The organism is Streptomyces sp. DSM 118878 (assembly GCF_052936595.1).
Window position 1 is genome coordinate 3,528,062 of sequence record NZ_CP193622.1, and the last position, 14,498, is coordinate 3,542,559.

At 70.4% G+C, this 14,498-nt stretch carries 15 protein-coding genes and 1 tRNA gene; 8 read left to right on the forward strand and 8 right to left on the reverse strand.

What is annotated here, in order from left to right; genetic code table 11:
* Window positions 1–7 precede the first annotated feature (7 nt).
* The 5 genes from ACRAKF_RS15515 to ACRAKF_RS15535 all read left to right on the forward strand — a co-directional run bounded on the left by ACRAKF_RS15515 (window position 8) and on the right by ACRAKF_RS15535 (window position 4,467).
* Window positions 8–655, forward strand: coding sequence for an ABC transporter permease (locus ACRAKF_RS15515; RefSeq protein WP_447041994.1), 648 nt, complete (start codon window positions 8–10; stop codon window positions 653–655).
* On the forward strand, window positions 648–1,955 hold the full coding sequence (locus tag ACRAKF_RS15520; RefSeq protein ID WP_447037738.1) for a betaine/proline/choline family ABC transporter ATP-binding protein: 1,308 nt from the start codon (window positions 648–650) through the stop codon (window positions 1,953–1,955). Before ACRAKF_RS15515 ends, ACRAKF_RS15520 begins: the two co-directional genes overlap by 8 nt.
* The gene (locus tag ACRAKF_RS15525; RefSeq protein WP_447037739.1) at window positions 1,952–2,806 is read left to right on the forward strand and encodes an ABC transporter permease; all 855 of its coding nucleotides are present in this window, start codon (window positions 1,952–1,954) and stop codon (window positions 2,804–2,806) included. Before ACRAKF_RS15520 ends, ACRAKF_RS15525 begins: the two co-directional genes overlap by 4 nt.
* Entirely contained in the window at window positions 2,803–3,771 is a 969-nt protein-coding gene (locus tag ACRAKF_RS15530; RefSeq protein WP_447037741.1) for a glycine betaine ABC transporter substrate-binding protein, read from the forward strand. The genes ACRAKF_RS15525 and ACRAKF_RS15530 overlap by 4 nt, the downstream gene beginning before the upstream one ends.
* Before the next feature lie 105 nt (window positions 3,772–3,876).
* The gene (locus ACRAKF_RS15535) at window positions 3,877–4,467 is read left to right on the forward strand and encodes an ArsR/SmtB family transcription factor (protein WP_447037742.1); all 591 of its coding nucleotides are present in this window, start codon (window positions 3,877–3,879) and stop codon (window positions 4,465–4,467) included.
* A gap of 148 nt (window positions 4,468–4,615) precedes the next feature.
* Here ACRAKF_RS15535 and ACRAKF_RS15540 read toward each other — a convergent pair whose 3' ends face one another.
* The 6 genes from ACRAKF_RS15540 to ACRAKF_RS15565 form a co-directional block, all read right to left on the reverse strand.
* Entirely contained in the window at window positions 4,616–5,425 is an 810-nt protein-coding gene (locus ACRAKF_RS15540; RefSeq protein ID WP_447037743.1) for a S16 family serine protease, read from the reverse strand.
* 173 nt (window positions 5,426–5,598) lie between these two features.
* Entirely contained in the window at window positions 5,599–6,240 is a 642-nt protein-coding gene (locus ACRAKF_RS15545; protein WP_062776326.1) for an IclR family transcriptional regulator, read from the reverse strand.
* A gap of 290 nt (window positions 6,241–6,530) precedes the next feature.
* Window positions 6,531–8,330, reverse strand: a complete 1,800-nt coding sequence (locus ACRAKF_RS15550; protein ID WP_447037744.1) for a DEAD/DEAH box helicase — start codon at window positions 8,328–8,330, stop codon at window positions 6,531–6,533.
* 192 nt (window positions 8,331–8,522) lie between these two features.
* Window positions 8,523–9,986: an MFS transporter gene (locus ACRAKF_RS15555; RefSeq protein ID WP_447037745.1), complete on the reverse strand. Its 1,464-nt coding sequence runs from the start codon at window positions 9,984–9,986 to the stop codon at window positions 8,523–8,525.
* Between the two features lie 90 nt (window positions 9,987–10,076).
* Entirely contained in the window at window positions 10,077–10,601 is a 525-nt protein-coding gene (locus tag ACRAKF_RS15560; protein ID WP_447037746.1) for a DUF397 domain-containing protein, read from the reverse strand.
* The gene (locus ACRAKF_RS15565) at window positions 10,598–11,449 is read right to left on the reverse strand and encodes a helix-turn-helix domain-containing protein (RefSeq protein WP_447037747.1); all 852 of its coding nucleotides are present in this window, start codon (window positions 11,447–11,449) and stop codon (window positions 10,598–10,600) included. The genes ACRAKF_RS15560 and ACRAKF_RS15565 overlap by 4 nt, the downstream gene beginning before the upstream one ends.
* A 155-nt stretch (window positions 11,450–11,604) precedes the next feature.
* Here ACRAKF_RS15565 and ACRAKF_RS15570 point away from each other — a divergent pair, with 155 nt between their 5' ends.
* Complete coding sequence (locus ACRAKF_RS15570; RefSeq protein ID WP_447037749.1) at window positions 11,605–12,051, forward strand: ATP-binding protein; 447 nt, start codon at window positions 11,605–11,607, stop codon at window positions 12,049–12,051.
* Between the two features lies 1 nt (window position 12,052).
* Here the strand turns inward: ACRAKF_RS15570 and ACRAKF_RS15575 are convergent, their stop codons facing one another.
* Window positions 12,053–12,595, reverse strand: coding sequence for a DinB family protein (locus ACRAKF_RS15575; protein ID WP_447037750.1), 543 nt, complete (start codon window positions 12,593–12,595; stop codon window positions 12,053–12,055).
* 200 nt (window positions 12,596–12,795) lie between these two features.
* Between ACRAKF_RS15575 and ACRAKF_RS15580 the strand changes: the two genes are divergently transcribed.
* Both ACRAKF_RS15580 and ACRAKF_RS15585 read left to right on the forward strand, forming a co-directional pair.
* Window positions 12,796–12,867 (forward strand) — tRNA-Cys (locus ACRAKF_RS15580).
* Between the two features lie 163 nt (window positions 12,868–13,030).
* A complete protein-coding gene (locus ACRAKF_RS15585; RefSeq protein WP_447037752.1) occupies window positions 13,031–13,846 on the forward strand; it encodes a hypothetical protein in 816 nt (271 codons plus the stop codon).
* A gap of 38 nt (window positions 13,847–13,884) precedes the next feature.
* Here ACRAKF_RS15585 and ACRAKF_RS15590 read toward each other — a convergent pair whose 3' ends face one another.
* Window positions 13,885–14,475: an AAA family ATPase gene (locus tag ACRAKF_RS15590; RefSeq protein WP_447037753.1), complete on the reverse strand. Its 591-nt coding sequence runs from the start codon at window positions 14,473–14,475 to the stop codon at window positions 13,885–13,887.
* Between the last annotated feature and the right edge of the window lie 23 nt (window positions 14,476–14,498).

Sequence of the window (14,498 nt, forward strand, 5' to 3'; positions counted from 1 at the left end):
CACTTCAGTGAACTTCTGGGACTACCTCGGCAGCCGCCACCAGCAACTGCTGATCGACGCGTACCAGCACGCCAGCGCCGTCTTCCAGTGCATGGTCGTCGCCACCGTCATCGGCGTGGTGATCGGCGTCCTCACCTACCGCAGCGAGTGGGCGGGCAACGTGGCCACGACCGTCACCTCCACCATCCTCACCGTGCCCTCGCTCGCCATGATCGGCCTGCTCATCCCGGTCGTCGGGCTCGGCGTGGCGCCGACCGTCGTCGCCCTCACGCTGTACGGCCTGCTGCCGATCGTGCGCAACGCCATCGTGGGGCTGCGGGGCGTCGACCCGACGCTCGTCGACGCCGCGAAGGGCATCGGGATGTCGCGCTTCGCCCGGCTCGTCCGGGTGGAGCTGCCGATCGCCTGGCCGCCGATCCTGACCGGCATCCGGGTCTCCACGCAGATGCTGATGGGTATCGCCGCCATCGCCGCGTACGCGTCGGGGCCCGGCCTCGGCAACGAGATCTTCCGCGGCATCGGCTCGCTCGGCAGCAAGAACGCGCTCAACCAAGTGCTCGCGGGCACGCTCGGGATCGTCATCCTGGCGCTGCTCTTCGACGCCGTGTACGTCCTGATCGGCCGGCTGACCATCCCGAGGGGTATCCGTGTCTGAGACGTCCGAGACCACCGCCGACGGCTCCGGCGCCACGGCGGACGATGCCGCCGGGCGCGCTTCCTCCGTCTCCGCCACTTCCGGGGCGACGATCGAGCTGGAGAACCTCACCAAGCGCTATCCAGGCAGCGCCGAACCGGCCGTCGACAGCGTCAGCATGGAGATCAAGGCGGGCGAGACGGTCATCTTCGTGGGCCCGTCCGGCTGCGGCAAGTCGACGACGCTGAAGATGATCAACCGCCTGATCGAGCCGACCGGCGGGCGCATCCGCATCAACGGCGAGGACGTCACCGACATCGACCCGGTGAAGCTGCGCCGCAAGGTCGGGTACGCGATCCAGTCGTCCGGCCTCTTCCCTCACATGACGGTCGCCCAGAACATCGCGCTCGTACCGAAGATGATCGGCTGGGGCAAGACGCGGGTCAGGCAGCGGGTGGAGGAGATGCTCGACCTGGTCGGCCTCGACCCGGCCGAGTTCCACGGCCGCTACCCCCGCCAGCTCTCCGGCGGCCAGCAGCAGCGGGTCGGCGTGGCCCGCGCCCTGGCGGCCGACCCGCCCGTCCTCCTCATGGACGAGCCGTTCGGCGCCGTCGACCCGATCACCCGCGACCACCTCCAGGACGAGCTGATCCGGCTCCAGCGGGAGCTGCACAAGACCATCGTCTTCGTCACGCACGACTTCGACGAGGCGATCAAGCTGGGCGACCGCATCGCCGTCCTGCGGGAGCACTCGCACATCGCGCAGTTCGACACCCCCGAGGCGATTCTCACCAACCCCGCGGACGACTTCGTCTCCGGCTTCGTCGGCGCGGGCGCGGCGCTCAAGCGGCTGAACCTGACCCGCGTACGCGACGTGGAGATCGCCGACATCCCGACGGTGACCGTCGACACCCCGCTCCAGGACATCTTCGACGCCCTGCGCGCGCACGGCACCAACGAACTGCTCCTGCTCGACAAGCGGCGCCGCCCCTACAAGTGGCTGCGGCGCGGCGACCTGATGCGCGCCAGGGGTTCGCTGGCCCGCGCGGGCACCCTCGTGCACGACACGGTGACCCGTGACGCCACGCTGCGCGACGCCCTTGAGGCGGTCCTCACGGACAACGCGGGGCGGGTCGCGGTGACCGGGCGGCGCGGTGAGTACACGGGCGTGGTCGACATGGAGACCCTGATGAACTCCGTGCACGAGATGCTGGAGGCCGACCGCTTCGACGCCATCGAGCACCAGCACGACCTGGAGGAACAGCGGGCCCAGGTGACGCACCAGGCCCAGGAGGGCACCCCGGGGGAGTCGAAGGCATGAGGCCCCACGAACACCGCCCCGAGGGCGAGCACGAGGTCAAGGGCCTCGCCTTCCGCGACATCGGCGAGGGCGAACAGGAGGCCCCGCCGCCACCGGCACCGCCGCGGCAGCCGCGGCGGGTCGGCTGGCAGAAGCTCACGTTCCTGCCCGCGGTGATCGCGGTGGTCCTGCTGCTGACCTGGGTGTGGTTCCAGCAGGCGGACCTGGACTCGATCTCGCGGAACGCGCTGGCGAACGGCAACGTGTGGCTCCGCCTGCGCCAGCACATCGAACTGACGGTGATCTCCACCTTCTTCGTCCTGATCATCGCCATCCCGCTCGGCATCCTGCTGACCCGCAAGAAGCTGCGGAAGGCGGCCCCGGGGGCGATGGCCCTGGCCAACATGGGCCAGGCGACCCCGGCGATCGGCCTGCTCGCGCTGCTCGTCATCTGGATCGGCATCGGCAAGCGGGCGGCGCTGATCGGCATCATCATCTACGCGGTCCTGCCGGTCCTGTCCAACACCATCGCGGGCCTGAAGGCGAACGACCCCACGCTCCTGGAGGCGGCGCGCGGCATCGGCATGTCGCAGGTGGGCGTCCTGACCAAGGTGGAACTCCCCCTGGCGGTACCGCTGATCCTGGCCGGCGTACGGACGGCGCTCGTCCTCAACGTGGGCACGGCCACCCTCGCCACCTTCGGCGGTGGCGGCGGCCTCGGTGACCTGATCACCACCGGGATGACGAACCAGCGCATGCCGGTCCTGATGCTCGGCTCGATCCTGACGATCGCGCTGGCGCTGCTGGTGGACTGGCTGGCCTCCCTGGCCGAACTGTTCCTGCGCCCGCGCGGTCTGGAGGTGCGGACATGAGGGTCACGACGCGTACGACGGCGCTCGCCGTGGTGGCGGGCGCCCTGCTCGTGAGCTGCGGGCTCACCAGCGGCAGCCCGATGGTGGACGACGTGCGGCCCGGCTCCGTCGGCAAGGGTCTGCCCCTGAAGGGCGTCGATCTCACGGTCACGTCGAAGGAGTTCACCGAGCAGCTCGTCCTCGGCGCGATCATGGGCATCGCCTTCAAGGCGGCCGGAGCGGACGTGCTCGACCGCACGGGCATCCAGGGCTCGATCGGCGCGCGCGAGGCGGTGAAGAGCGGGGACGCGGACGCCATGTACGAGTACACGGGCACGGCGTGGATCACGTACCAGGGCAACACGGACCCGATCACGGACCCGCACAAGCAGTGGCAGGCCGTACGGGACGCGGACCTGAAGAACGGCGTCACATGGCTGGCCCCGGCGACCCTGAACAACACCTACGCGCTGGCGATGAACGCGGAGAACGCGGAGAAGTACGACACGAAGACCCTCTCGGACGTGACGGCACTGTCGAAGAAGGACCCGGGGGCGGTGACGCTCTGCGTGGAGAGCGAGTTCGCGTCCCGCGACGACGGTCTGCCGGGCATGCAGAAGGAGTACGGGATGAGCATCCCCTCCTCCCACATCACCAAGATGGACACCGGGATCATCTACACCCAGGCGTCGAAGGGGAAGTGCGTCTACGGCGAGGTCTTCACCACGGACGGCCGCATCAAGGCGATGAACCTGACGACGATGGAGGACGACAAGCACTTCTTCCCCAACTACAACGCGGCCCCGGAGATCAACAGCAAGTCCCTGGAGAAGCACCCCCAGATCGCGGACATCCTGGCCCCCATCACGGCGAAGCTGAACAACACGGTGGCCCGTGACCTCAACTCGAAGGTGGACGTGGACGGCCGGGACCCGCACGAGGTGGCGAAGGACTGGCTGGTCGAGGAGGGTTTCGTGGAGGAGTAGGACGACCGGACGACGACCAAATCCCGTGGGTGGGGCCAGAGTTACAAAGACTCACTTGCAAAGAACCTGTTGCAACTAAGTCTTTGCATCTCTAGGCTCATCGTCATGACGGAACAGCCCGAGCCCCGGAAGCTCCACACGCTCAACCCCCGTACGCTGCGCGGGCTCGCCCATCCGCTGCGGGTGCGGCTGCTCGCCTCCCTGCGGCTCGACGGCCCCGCGACCGCGTCACAACTGGCCGAGCGCCTGGGCGAGTCCAGCGGGTCCACCAGTTACCACCTGCGCCAACTGGCCGCGTACGGCTTCGTCGAGGACGACACCGAGCGCGGCAAGGGACGCGAACGCTGGTGGCGCTCCAGCCACCAGGGCACGTACTTCGACGAGTCGCTGCGCCACGACCCGGACCCCACCGTCCGCGGCGCCGCCGACTTCTACCTCCACGAGAACGCGACGCTGCACGCCCAGGAGCTGTCCACCTGGCTCGGCACGATGCGCGAATGGCCGAAGGAGTGGACCGAGAGCGCGGACATGAGCGACTACAGCCTGCGGCTGACGCCGGAGCTCACCGCCGAGCTGAACCAGAAGCTGAGTGCGCTCATCGAGAGCTACCGCCCGCTGGCGGTGGACCCGGACACCCCGGACTCCGCCCGGGTCCGGCTGCACACCCACGTCTTCCCGACCCGTTCCACCGAGTGAGAGGACCCAGCCATGCACCCCGACATACACCTGCTCCTGCACCACGCCCGCTCCGCCGAGCTGCGACGAGCGGCGCCCTTACGGACGCGGCGCCCCCGGCTCCGTACGCGGCTGGGCTGGGCCATGGTCGAACTGGGGCTGCGGCTGGTCAGCAGCTCGGGACGTCGCCGTCGTTCTTCAGGGCTCGCAGTGCGTCGACCGTCCCCTTCAGCGTGGTGATCGGGATCAGGCGCAGGCCCTTCGGCTTCTCCGCCTCGGCGTCCGCGCACTCGTCCTTCGGGACCAGGAAGACCGTGGCCCCGTCGCGGTGGGCCGCCTGGGTCTTCAGCGCCACGCCGCCGACCGCGCCCACCTTGCCGGAGGCGGTGATCGTGCCGGTGCCCGCGATGGTGCGGCCGCCCGTCAGGTCGCTGCCGCTGCCGTCGCCGTCCAGCTTGTCGATGATGCCGAGCGAGAGGAACAGGCCCGCGCTGGGGCCGCCGATCTTGCCGAGGTCGGCCTCGACCTTCGCCTTGCCGGTGTTGTCCACGCCGTTCGCCTTGAGGTAGGCGAGCGCCGCCTCCGTGGCGTCGTCCTGCGACTTCTTCATGTCGCCGAGGTTGTGCTTCTCGACTTCCTTCACGTTGTCCCCGGTCGGGTAGACCGAGTCCTTCGGCATCACCGCGCGGTCCGTGCGGAACCATCCGTCGATCACGTCGCCGAGCCGCACGTCCATCTGCGGCCCCGTGGCCACGATCGTCGTCATGCGCAGCGCGCCCTCGGTCTCACGGGTGGGCACCCCGGTGATGGTGAGCACCGGCTTCCCCTCGTGCTTGCCCAGGACGTTCGTGGTCCCCCCGGGCTGGGCCACGGCGAACGGCAACGGCGCAAGCCCCGCGACAGCGAGCAGAGCCACCACGGGCAGCGCGCACACGGCGAGAACCTGGGGACGCGTGAGACGAGAGAGGGAGAACAGCACGGGATCAATCTAACGCGCCCCCCCACACCCCCGACGATCGAGCCCGTCCGACGAAGATTGAGCCCGTCCGGCGATTGAGGACGAGCCAGGCGCAGCCGGCGAAGATCAAGCCCGTCCGGCGTTTGAGGACGAGCCAGGCGCAGCCGGCGACGGAGGCCGCTCAAACCGCGCGGTCAGCGCAGCGCGTCGGCGACCTCCCGCGCCGCGTCCACCACCCGCGGCCCCACCCGCTCCGGCACGGAGTCCGCCAGCATCACCACGCCCACGCTGCCCTCTATCCCCGTCACGCCGACCAGCGGCGCCGCGGCCCCGCTCGCGCCGGCCTCCAGTTCGCCGTGGGTGAGCGCGTACCCCGGGTCGGTGACCAGGTTCTGCCGGGCGGCGAGGATGGCGCGTCCGGCGGCGCCGCGGTCCAGCGGGTGACGGAACCCCGTGCGGTAGGCGACGTGGTAGTCCGTCCACGTCGGCTCGACCACGGCGACCGCGAGGGCCTCCGAACCGTCCACGAGGGTCAGGTGAGCCGTCGCCCCTATGTCCTCCGCGAGCGAGCGCAGCGCCGGCAGCGCGGCCTCGCGCACCAGCGGATGCACCTGGCGGCCGAGCCTCAGCACGCCGAGCCCGACGCGGGCACGGCCGCCCAGGTCACGGCGGACCAGGGCGTGCTGTTCGAGCGTGGCGAGCAGGCGGTACACCACGGTGCGGTTCACGCCGAGCTTGTTGGAAAGCTCGGTGACCGTGAGTCCATGGTCGGTGTCGGCCAGCAGCTTGAGGACACGCAGTCCTCTGTCGAGCGTCTGGGAAGTCTCCGCGGTCACGACGCCCACTCCTTAAGTGAGGACGGCGACCTCCTTACGCGGCGGTTGCGCCGCCGGTCCCGTGGGCGACGCGCGTCAGAGGCCGCCGGTCGGAACACCGGCTGCGCTCCGCGGCGGCGCTGCCACGGGGCGTGTGCGTAGCTCGGGACATTAGCGAGGCCGTCCCGCTCAGCGGAAGACTCCGTCCAGAATCCGGGCATGGAGACGCCCCTAGCGCCCCCCATTGCCCCGTTACGCGGGGGGCACAACAAAAACACCACGCCCCACTTCACGCACAGCTTTCCCAAGCTTCACTTCATGCGCGTAGCCCACTCCTGTACCTTCTCGATGCGCTGCCGGAGCTGCCCGGCCGTGGCCTCGGCGCTCGGCGGCCCGCCGCAGGTGCGCCGCAGCTCCGTATGGATCACGCCGTGCGGCTTGCCGCTCTGGTGTACGTACGCGCCGACCATCGTGTTGAGCTGCTTCCGCAGCCCGAGGAGTTCCTTGTGGGAGACCACCGGGCGCCGCTCGGCGGGCATTTCGAGGAGGTCGGCCTCCTCGTCCGGCTTCTTCCTGCTGTGCGCGATCTGCCGGGCCTGCCGCTTCTGGAGCAGCATCTGCACCTGGTCGGGTTCGAGGAGCCCGGGGATGCCGAGGTAGTCCTGCTCCTCCTCGCTGCCCGGGTGCGCCTGCATGCCGAACTCCGCGCCGTCGAAGAGCACGCGGTCGAAGACGGCCTCGGACTCAAGGGCCTCGAAGGAGAACTGCTCCTGCTCGCCGGTGTCCTCGTCCTGCTCCTTGTTCGCCTCGTCCATCTCCTTCTCGGACTCGGCGTAGGGGTCCTCCTCCCCCTCCTTCTTCGGCTTGTCGAGGGCGTGGTCGCGCTCGACCTCCATCTCGTTGGCGAAGGTGAGGAGGTCGGGGACGGTCGGCAGGAAGACGGAGGCGGTCTCGCCGCGCCGCCTGGACCGTACGAAACGGCCGACGGCCTGCGCGAAGAAGAGCGGCGTGGAGATGGTGGTGGCGTACACGCCGACCGCGAGGCGCGGCACGTCGACGCCCTCGGAGACCATGCGGACCGCGACCATCCACCGGTCGTTGCTCGCGCTGAAGTCGTCGATGCGGCTTGAGGCGCCCGTGTCGTCGGACAGGACGACGGTCGCCTTCGCCCCGGTGATCTCCCGGATCAGCTTGGCGTAGGCGCGCGCGGAGTCCTGGTCGGAGGCGATGACGAGGCCACCGGCGTCGGGGATGGCCTTCCTGACCTCGGTGAGCCGCTTGTCGGCGGCCTTGAGGACGTTCGGCATCCAGTCGCCGCGGGGGTCGAGGGCGGTGCGCCAGGCCTGGCTGACGGCGTCCTTGGTCATCGGCTCGCCGAGCCGCGCGGCGATCTCGTCACCGGCCTTGGTGCGCCAGCGCATGTTGCCGGAGTACGAGAGGAAGATGACGGGCCGCACGACGCCGTCGCCGAGGGCGCTGCCGTAGCCGTAGGTGTAGTCGGCGGAGGAGCGCCGGATGCCGTCGTTCCCCTCCTCGTACGTGACGAAGGGGATCGGGTTGGTGTCGGACCGGAACGGCGTACCGGTCAGCGCGAGCCGCCGCGTCGCCGGCTCGAACGCTTCGAGGCAGGCCTCGCCCCAGGACTTGCTGTCGCCCGCGTGGTGGATCTCGTCGAGGATGACGAGCGTCTTGCGCTGCTCGGAGCGGTTGCGGTGCAGCATCGGGCGCACGCCCACACCGGCGTACGTGACGGCGACCCCGTGGTACTCCTTGCTGAGCGGGCCCGCGCTGTACTCCGGGTCCAGTTTGATGCCGATGCGGGCGGCGGCCTCCGCCCACTGCTTCTTCAGGTGCTCGGTGGGCGCGACCACGGTGACCTGCTGCACGACGTGGTGGTGCAGCAGCCAGGACGCGAGGGTGAGCGCGAACGTCGTCTTGCCGGCGCCGGGGGTGGCGACGGCGAGGAAGTCTCGCGGCTGCTCCTGGAGGTACCGCTCCATCGCGCCCTGCTGCCAGGCACGCAGCTTGTTGGCGGTGCCCCAGGGGGCGCGGCCGGGGAAGGCGGGCGAGAGGTGGTGGGAGGAGTTGGCGGCGGCGCTGGTGGTAGTCACGGTCTCCGCGTTTGACTGCTCGGGTACGTACGACAACCGGGCCACCCTACCGGTGCGGAGTTGACGCACCGCCGCTCCGACGGCGGCCTCCGGCCAGGGTGCGACGGGGGTCACATCGCCCGGCCCGGCTGCCGCGCCGGAGCGTCACGCCAGGTCTCTCAGGGTGTCCGCGGGGTCCGCGGTGCCAGGGTGTCAGGGTGTCCGCGGAGTCCGCTCCCGCAGCCGCGTACCCACCCACGCGCCCACCAGCGCGACCGCCGCCATCGGCAGGAAGACCGCCACGAACGCGCCCGGGTGGGAGCCCGCGACGCCGTCCGCCCCGTGGCCCGCGCCGACCGTGCCACCGCCGAGCGCGGCGAACGCGGCGCCGCCCGCGGCCAGCAGCAGGACGTTGGAGAGGCCGTCGGAGATCTGGAGGGCCGCCGAGTTCGCGCCCGCGTCCTTCGGGGGCGAGAGCTTGAGCAGCAGCACGCTCGTGGAGGCGATGACCATGCCCATGCCGAAGCAGCCGAACGCCCACGCGACGGCGACGACCCCCACCGGCACGCCCTCGATGAGGACGGTCGGCGCGGCGAGGATCGAGGCGGCCACCAGGAGCATGCCGGCGACCATGAGCCGCGCGCGGTGCGGCTCCATGCGGGGCCGCGACTGTACGTACGATCCGAGCGCCCACGTCGCCCCGCCCACCGCCAGCGAGAGTCCGGCCATGGTCGGGCTGAGCCCCCGCTGCGTGACGAGCATCAGCGGCACGAAGGACTCGGCGGCGATGAAGGACCCGGCGGCGACGCCGCGCAGCAGCACCACGGAGGGCAGCCCGCGGGCGGCCCGGTAGGTGCCGCGGGGCAGCAGTCCCAGCACGGCGGGCACGAGGACGACCGCCCCGAGGACGGCGGGCAGCACCGAGAACCAGTGCAGGTCCTGGGCGGCGTACTGGAGGAGGGCCGCGCCCAGCGAGATCCCGAGTGCCAGGCGGATCCGCTTGCGGTCGAAGGGGGCGACGGGCGCCGACGGGTCGACCGGCCCGGCGGCGGTCCGCCGGATCGCGGGCAGCGCGAGGGCGAGCGGCACGACGACGAGGACGGGGATGCCGACGAAGACCCAGCGCCACCCGAGGTGTTCGGTGACGGTCCCCGCGATGAGCGGGCCGACCACGGACGGCACGACCCAGCTCGCCGCGAACGCCGCCATGATCGAGGGCCGCAGGTGTTCGGGGTAGGCGCGGCTGACGACCACGTACAGCGCGACGATGACGAGCCCGCCGCCGAGCCCCTGCACGGCGCGGCCCGCGATGAACAGCCACATCGTCCCGGCGGTCCCGCTCAGCAGCAGCCCCGCCCCGAACATCGAGATCCCCGCCGCGAGCGGCCCCAGCGGCCCGCTCCGGTCGGCCCACTGCCCGCTGAACACCATGCCGAAGAGGCTGGTGGTGAAGTACCCGGAGAACGCGAAGGCGTACAGCGAGACGCCGTCCAGCTCCCGGGCGGCAATCGGCATCGCGGTCCCCACGGCGGTCGCCTCGAAGGCGATGAGGAGAACCACGGAGACGATGCCGATGCTGAGGGCACGGTAGGGCTTGCGCAGGATGCCGGTGTTCTCTTGGCTCGGCGGGGCCTCGGGTTCGGCGGTGACGCCGGTGTCGGGGGCAGTGTCGGTCATGACCGCCAGGGTAAGTGGCGTCCGAGTTGTTCACCCCTGTCGGGGGGCGGGCCCTCGGGGGTCCTTTGGTCCTAGGCCAAACCCGGTCCCTCAGTCGCGAGAGGCGTACGTGAGGAAGTCGGACCAGGCGGTGGGCGTGAGGGTGACGCAGGGCCCCTCGGCGGCCTTGGAGTCACGGACGTGGATGGTGCGGGGGGTGGCGGCTATCTCTACGCAGTCCTCGCCGTTGCTGCTGTCGCTGTGGGTGCTCTTCTGCCAGCCTTGGGCGACCTCGACGCAGTCACCTGACTCGTTGCTGTCGCTGTGGCTACTCTTTTGCCAGCCGTGGGCGACCTCTAGGCAGTCATTGCCGTCGCCGCTGCTGCTGTGGCTGCTCTTTTGCCAGCCTTGAGCGACCTCGACGCAGTCGCTGGGATCACTGCTGCTGCTGTAGGTGCTCTTCTGCCACCCTTGGGCGACCTCTAGGCAGTCCTCGCCGTTACTGCTGCTGCTGTAGCTGCTCTTCTGCCAATCCAGGGCAATCTCCAAGCAATCGCCCGACTCGTTGCTGCTGCTATAGCTGCTCTTGAACCATTTCAGCTCGGTGTTGTCACCGGCCGGGGCCTTGCCGATCATGTCTCTCCCAACACTCGCTCGATGAAAGCCAGTGACTCCCGAGGCGTGAGAGCCTGAGCCCGGATCATCCCATAGCGCAACTCCAAGATCCTTAGCTGTTTCGGGTCAGAGACAGGGCGGCTATGGAACGCCCCTTCAGAACGCCCAACCGCCGTGCCGTCTTGGAACTTCAGCACCTCAATCAGCCCTCCCATTCCGGCATGGCTCTCGCAGTCAAGAGGCATCACCTGAAAGGTGACGTTCCGCAACTGCGCCATCTCCACCAGATGTTCGAGTTGTCGCCGCAGCACCATTGTCCCTCCGATGGTGCGTCGCAACGTCGCCTCTTCCTGGACGAAACTGAGGGCTGGTGCGGGTGTGCGGTCGAAGACCACATGCCGCGCCATGCGTGCAGCCACGTCACGCTCCACTTGGTCCTGTGAGTACGACGGCTGCCGCATCTCAAACAGAGCCCGCATGTGCTCCTCCGTCTGGAGCAGTCCGTGGATGTTGTGGTTGTTGTACAGGCCGATCTCAACCGCCTGCGCCTCCAACTTCGCCAAGTCACGGGCCCGCTTCGGGTACCGCGCCTCCCGCATAGGCTTCTTCAGCGCCGAGACGAAACCCCCCGCCCCCACCACCTCATCCACCTTGTCCAGATACTCCGGCCGAGGAATCCGCGCCCCCCGCTCGATCTTCCGGACCAGGTCCTCCCCGTAGCCGATCAGCTCCGCGAACTCCGCGACGCGGAGGCCCGCCACCTCCCTCCGCAGTCTGAGCTGCTGGCCGACCATCTCCACGGCCGAGCTGATCTCGTCCTCGGGGTCGACGTCCCACCCGGGCTCGTCCACGCCGTCGTTGCCCTCCACGCGCCACCTCCACCGTCCCGTCCCGCTCCAACGCGCTCACGTACCCGAACCGCTACCGATACAGCGCGGACAGGTCAGGACAAGCGCCGGACAAACGCGGTACGCGCACCCCGCACCGCTGTCCACCGTACGCACGGAAGGCCACTCTGAGTGACGTGAACCAAGAAACCACCCGGGCTCAAACCCTGGTCCCCGCACGCCAGTTCACGGTCCTCCTCTCCGCGACGCGACGAGGCGCGAGGCTGGCCCGGCTCCTCGCGAGGGAACAACTGCGCAGTTGGGAACGGACGAGCGAAGACGCCGAGCTCATCGTCGCCGAGCTGGCGAACAACGCCGCGCTGCACGGCCACGTACCCGGCAGAAGCTTCCGTCTGGCGCTGACCCTCGGCGAGAAGAACACGCTCCGTATCGAAGTGACGGACGCCCGCGCCGACCGGAGCCCGCCGCTGCACCCCCGGCGCCCCTCCCCCGAGGCGGAGTCCGGCAGGGGCCTGCTCCTGATCGAGGCGCTCGCCGACCGCTGGGGCACGGACCTGGGCCCGCTCCCGCTCAACCCCTGCAAAACGATCTGGGCAGAGCTCGACCCGCCGGGAGGTACGTGACTCAGCCCATGCTGAGGGCGCCGTCCAGGGACTCGCGGATGATGTCGGCGTGCCCCGCGTGCTGCGCGGTCTCACCGATGATGTGCAGCAGCGTCCTGCGGGCCGTCCACGACCCGCCGGGCTCCCACCAGGGGGCCTCCGGGAGGGGGTGGGACACGTCCAGGTGGGGCAGGCCGCGCACCACGTCATCCGTGCGGGCGGCGACCTCCTCGTAGGCGTCGAGTACGCCCGCGAGCGTCTCGCCGGGCTGCATCCGGAACTCGTCCGCCCGCTGGGCCCAGTCGTCGTCGGTCATGTCGGTGACGGCGCCGAGGGCCGGCAGACCCTCCTGGATGAACGCGGTCCACACCCTCTCGACCGAGGTGACGTGCTTGATGATGCCGCCCACACACAGTTCGCTCGCGGTGGTGCGCAGGCCGGCCTGCTCGTCGGTGAGGTCACGGGCCGTGTGGCGCAGCATGGTCCGGTGCTGGGCCAGCGTCTCCAGCAGGTCGGCACGCTCGCCGGTGATCGTCGGCCGGTCGAGGTTCGTGGTGTCGGGCATGGTGGCCGCCTTCCGTTGGTACCGCTCCTTCGGACAAGCAGCACGTTAGAAGCCAACTAGGTCAAGGATTGGCCTAGTTGGCGCCCACGTACGCGGTCTTCCTTCGTGAACGGCGTATGGCGGTCCCGTTGCGGCACGCGGTGATTCCTTGAGCGTGCCGCCCGGCCGCCGCTACGTTCGAGGAGTCAAGGTGACGACTTGGCCGTGTGCCCGAGTGGCTGAGGGGCTGGACTGCAAATCCAGTAACGCGGGTTCGATTCCCGCCACGGCCTCTGACAGAGCGACAGTGCGATGGCCCAGCACCCCGTTTCGCGGCGGGCCGCGCCGCCGGGTCCAACTTCCGTGCGTCATCTCGCCGGTTACCTCCGCCCCCGCGCCCTCCCGACGCCACAATGGCGTCGGGGAACGCGAGCGAGCACGGGCGAGAGGTACCGGGTGGAGGCTGGGGACTACATCACGGCGGCGAACTCCGCCGTCGCCGGAGGCGCCGTGGCCGTCGCGTGGTGGCAGGTCCGGGTGTCGAGGCTGTCGGCCATGGCCCAGATGGAACAGTTGCGCGAGCAGACGGCGCGGGCCAGGGACGAGCGGGACAGGGCCGACTGCCCGCGGTTCATCCTGGTGGAGTCCGACGCCCACGGGGGTGGTGACGCCGCCGCCGAGGTCGTCGCCGTCATCCAGCAGACCGCCGGTTCCGACCTCGACGAGGCCAAGGTCACCGTCCATCTGAACCACCGGCCCGCCCCCATCATCGGGGGCGCCGACGACGGCACCCTGCTCTGGCCGCACACCGGCCCCACCGCGATGAGGCGCCTGCGCCTCCCGGCGCCGGACGGACACCGCGGAATCCTGGAGATCCGCGCCGATCTCGTGTGCCGCGAGGCGGGCGGCGGACGGACGTGGGCGTGCCGTGTCTTCGGCTATCCGAGCATCGAGTGGGAGCAGATCCTCGACGAGGCGGCTCCCGAGCCGCCACCGCCCCCGCCGGTCCCACCGCCCCGTCCGGTCCCAGCGGCCGCGCCGGCTCCCGCGAGCCCGGCCGCCGCCCCGCGCCGCCCGGCCGTCGCGACGACGCCCGGCCGACGGGAAGAGCCGCCCATGATGCACTGGCGGGCCGCCCTGCCCCTCGTGGCCGACCGCGCCGGCCGGCTCCCCGCGCCCGAGGTTCTCCTCCCGACCCTCGTCCACCCCGAGGACGTCGGCCTGCTGGCCGTGACCCCGGTCCTGACGAGTACCGCCGGCCGGCGCACCTGAGCCGACGACGGCTGAGCCCGCACGCACCGGCGCCAGGGTCACGCCACCCGCGCCGCCTCCCGCTGCGCGAGGATCGCGTCGACCGTCTCCTGGACCGACATCTCCGAGCTGTCCAGCCACAGCCCGATCCGGGGCGTGGTCTCGCGCATGCCGGTGTCGAGGTCCTCCACCGTCCACGCGCCGTAGCCGGTCTTGCCGCGGCCCGCCTCGCGGGCGGCGACCACGTCGGGGCGCGGGGCGAGCACGACGACGTACAGGGGGCGGGTGCGGATCAGCTTCGCGTACGTCGCCAACTCCTCGCCCAGGATGACGTCCTGGACGACGGCCGTGAAACCGGCGTCCGCGTACGCGTCGGCCGTCGACGCCGAGAGGCCGTACCGCAGGCGCAGTTGGGCCTCGGCCTCGGCGCCCGCACCCGGCTCGTAGTCCAGGCCGCCGGAGACGATCATCCGCCGGTAGACGTCACCCCGCACATGCGCGGCCTTCGGCAGGCGCTCGGCGAGTGCCTGCGCCACCGTGGACTTGCCGGAGGCCATGATCCCGGTGACGACGACGACACCGGAGAGGGCGGGCACGGGCGCGGAGGCGGAGACGGGGTCCGAGGCGAAGGCGGGGTCCGAGGTGGTCATGTGGCCCATGGTGCCACCGGCCG

Excerpts from the sequence above, each read along its gene's own strand:
- ACRAKF_RS15525 (WP_447037739.1), top strand. The coding sequence starts at position 1,952 with ATGAGGCCCCACGAACACCGCCCCGAGGGCGAGCACGAGGTCAAGGGC.
- ACRAKF_RS15530 (WP_447037741.1), top strand. The coding sequence starts at position 2,803 with ATGAGGGTCACGACGCGTACGACGGCGCTCGCCGTGGTGGCGGGCGCC.
- ACRAKF_RS15535 (WP_447037742.1), top strand. The coding sequence starts at position 3,877 with ATGACGGAACAGCCCGAGCCCCGGAAGCTCCACACGCTCAACCCCCGT.
- ACRAKF_RS15555 (WP_447037745.1), bottom strand. The coding sequence starts at position 9,986 with ATGACCGACACTGCCCCCGACACCGGCGTCACCGCCGAACCCGAGGCC.
- ACRAKF_RS15560 (WP_447037746.1), bottom strand. The coding sequence starts at position 10,601 with ATGATCGGCAAGGCCCCGGCCGGTGACAACACCGAGCTGAAATGGTTC.
- ACRAKF_RS15575 (WP_447037750.1), bottom strand. The coding sequence starts at position 12,595 with ATGCCCGACACCACGAACCTCGACCGGCCGACGATCACCGGCGAGCGT.
- ACRAKF_RS15590 (WP_447037753.1), bottom strand. The coding sequence starts at position 14,475 with ATGACCACCTCGGACCCCGCCTTCGCCTCGGACCCCGTCTCCGCCTCC.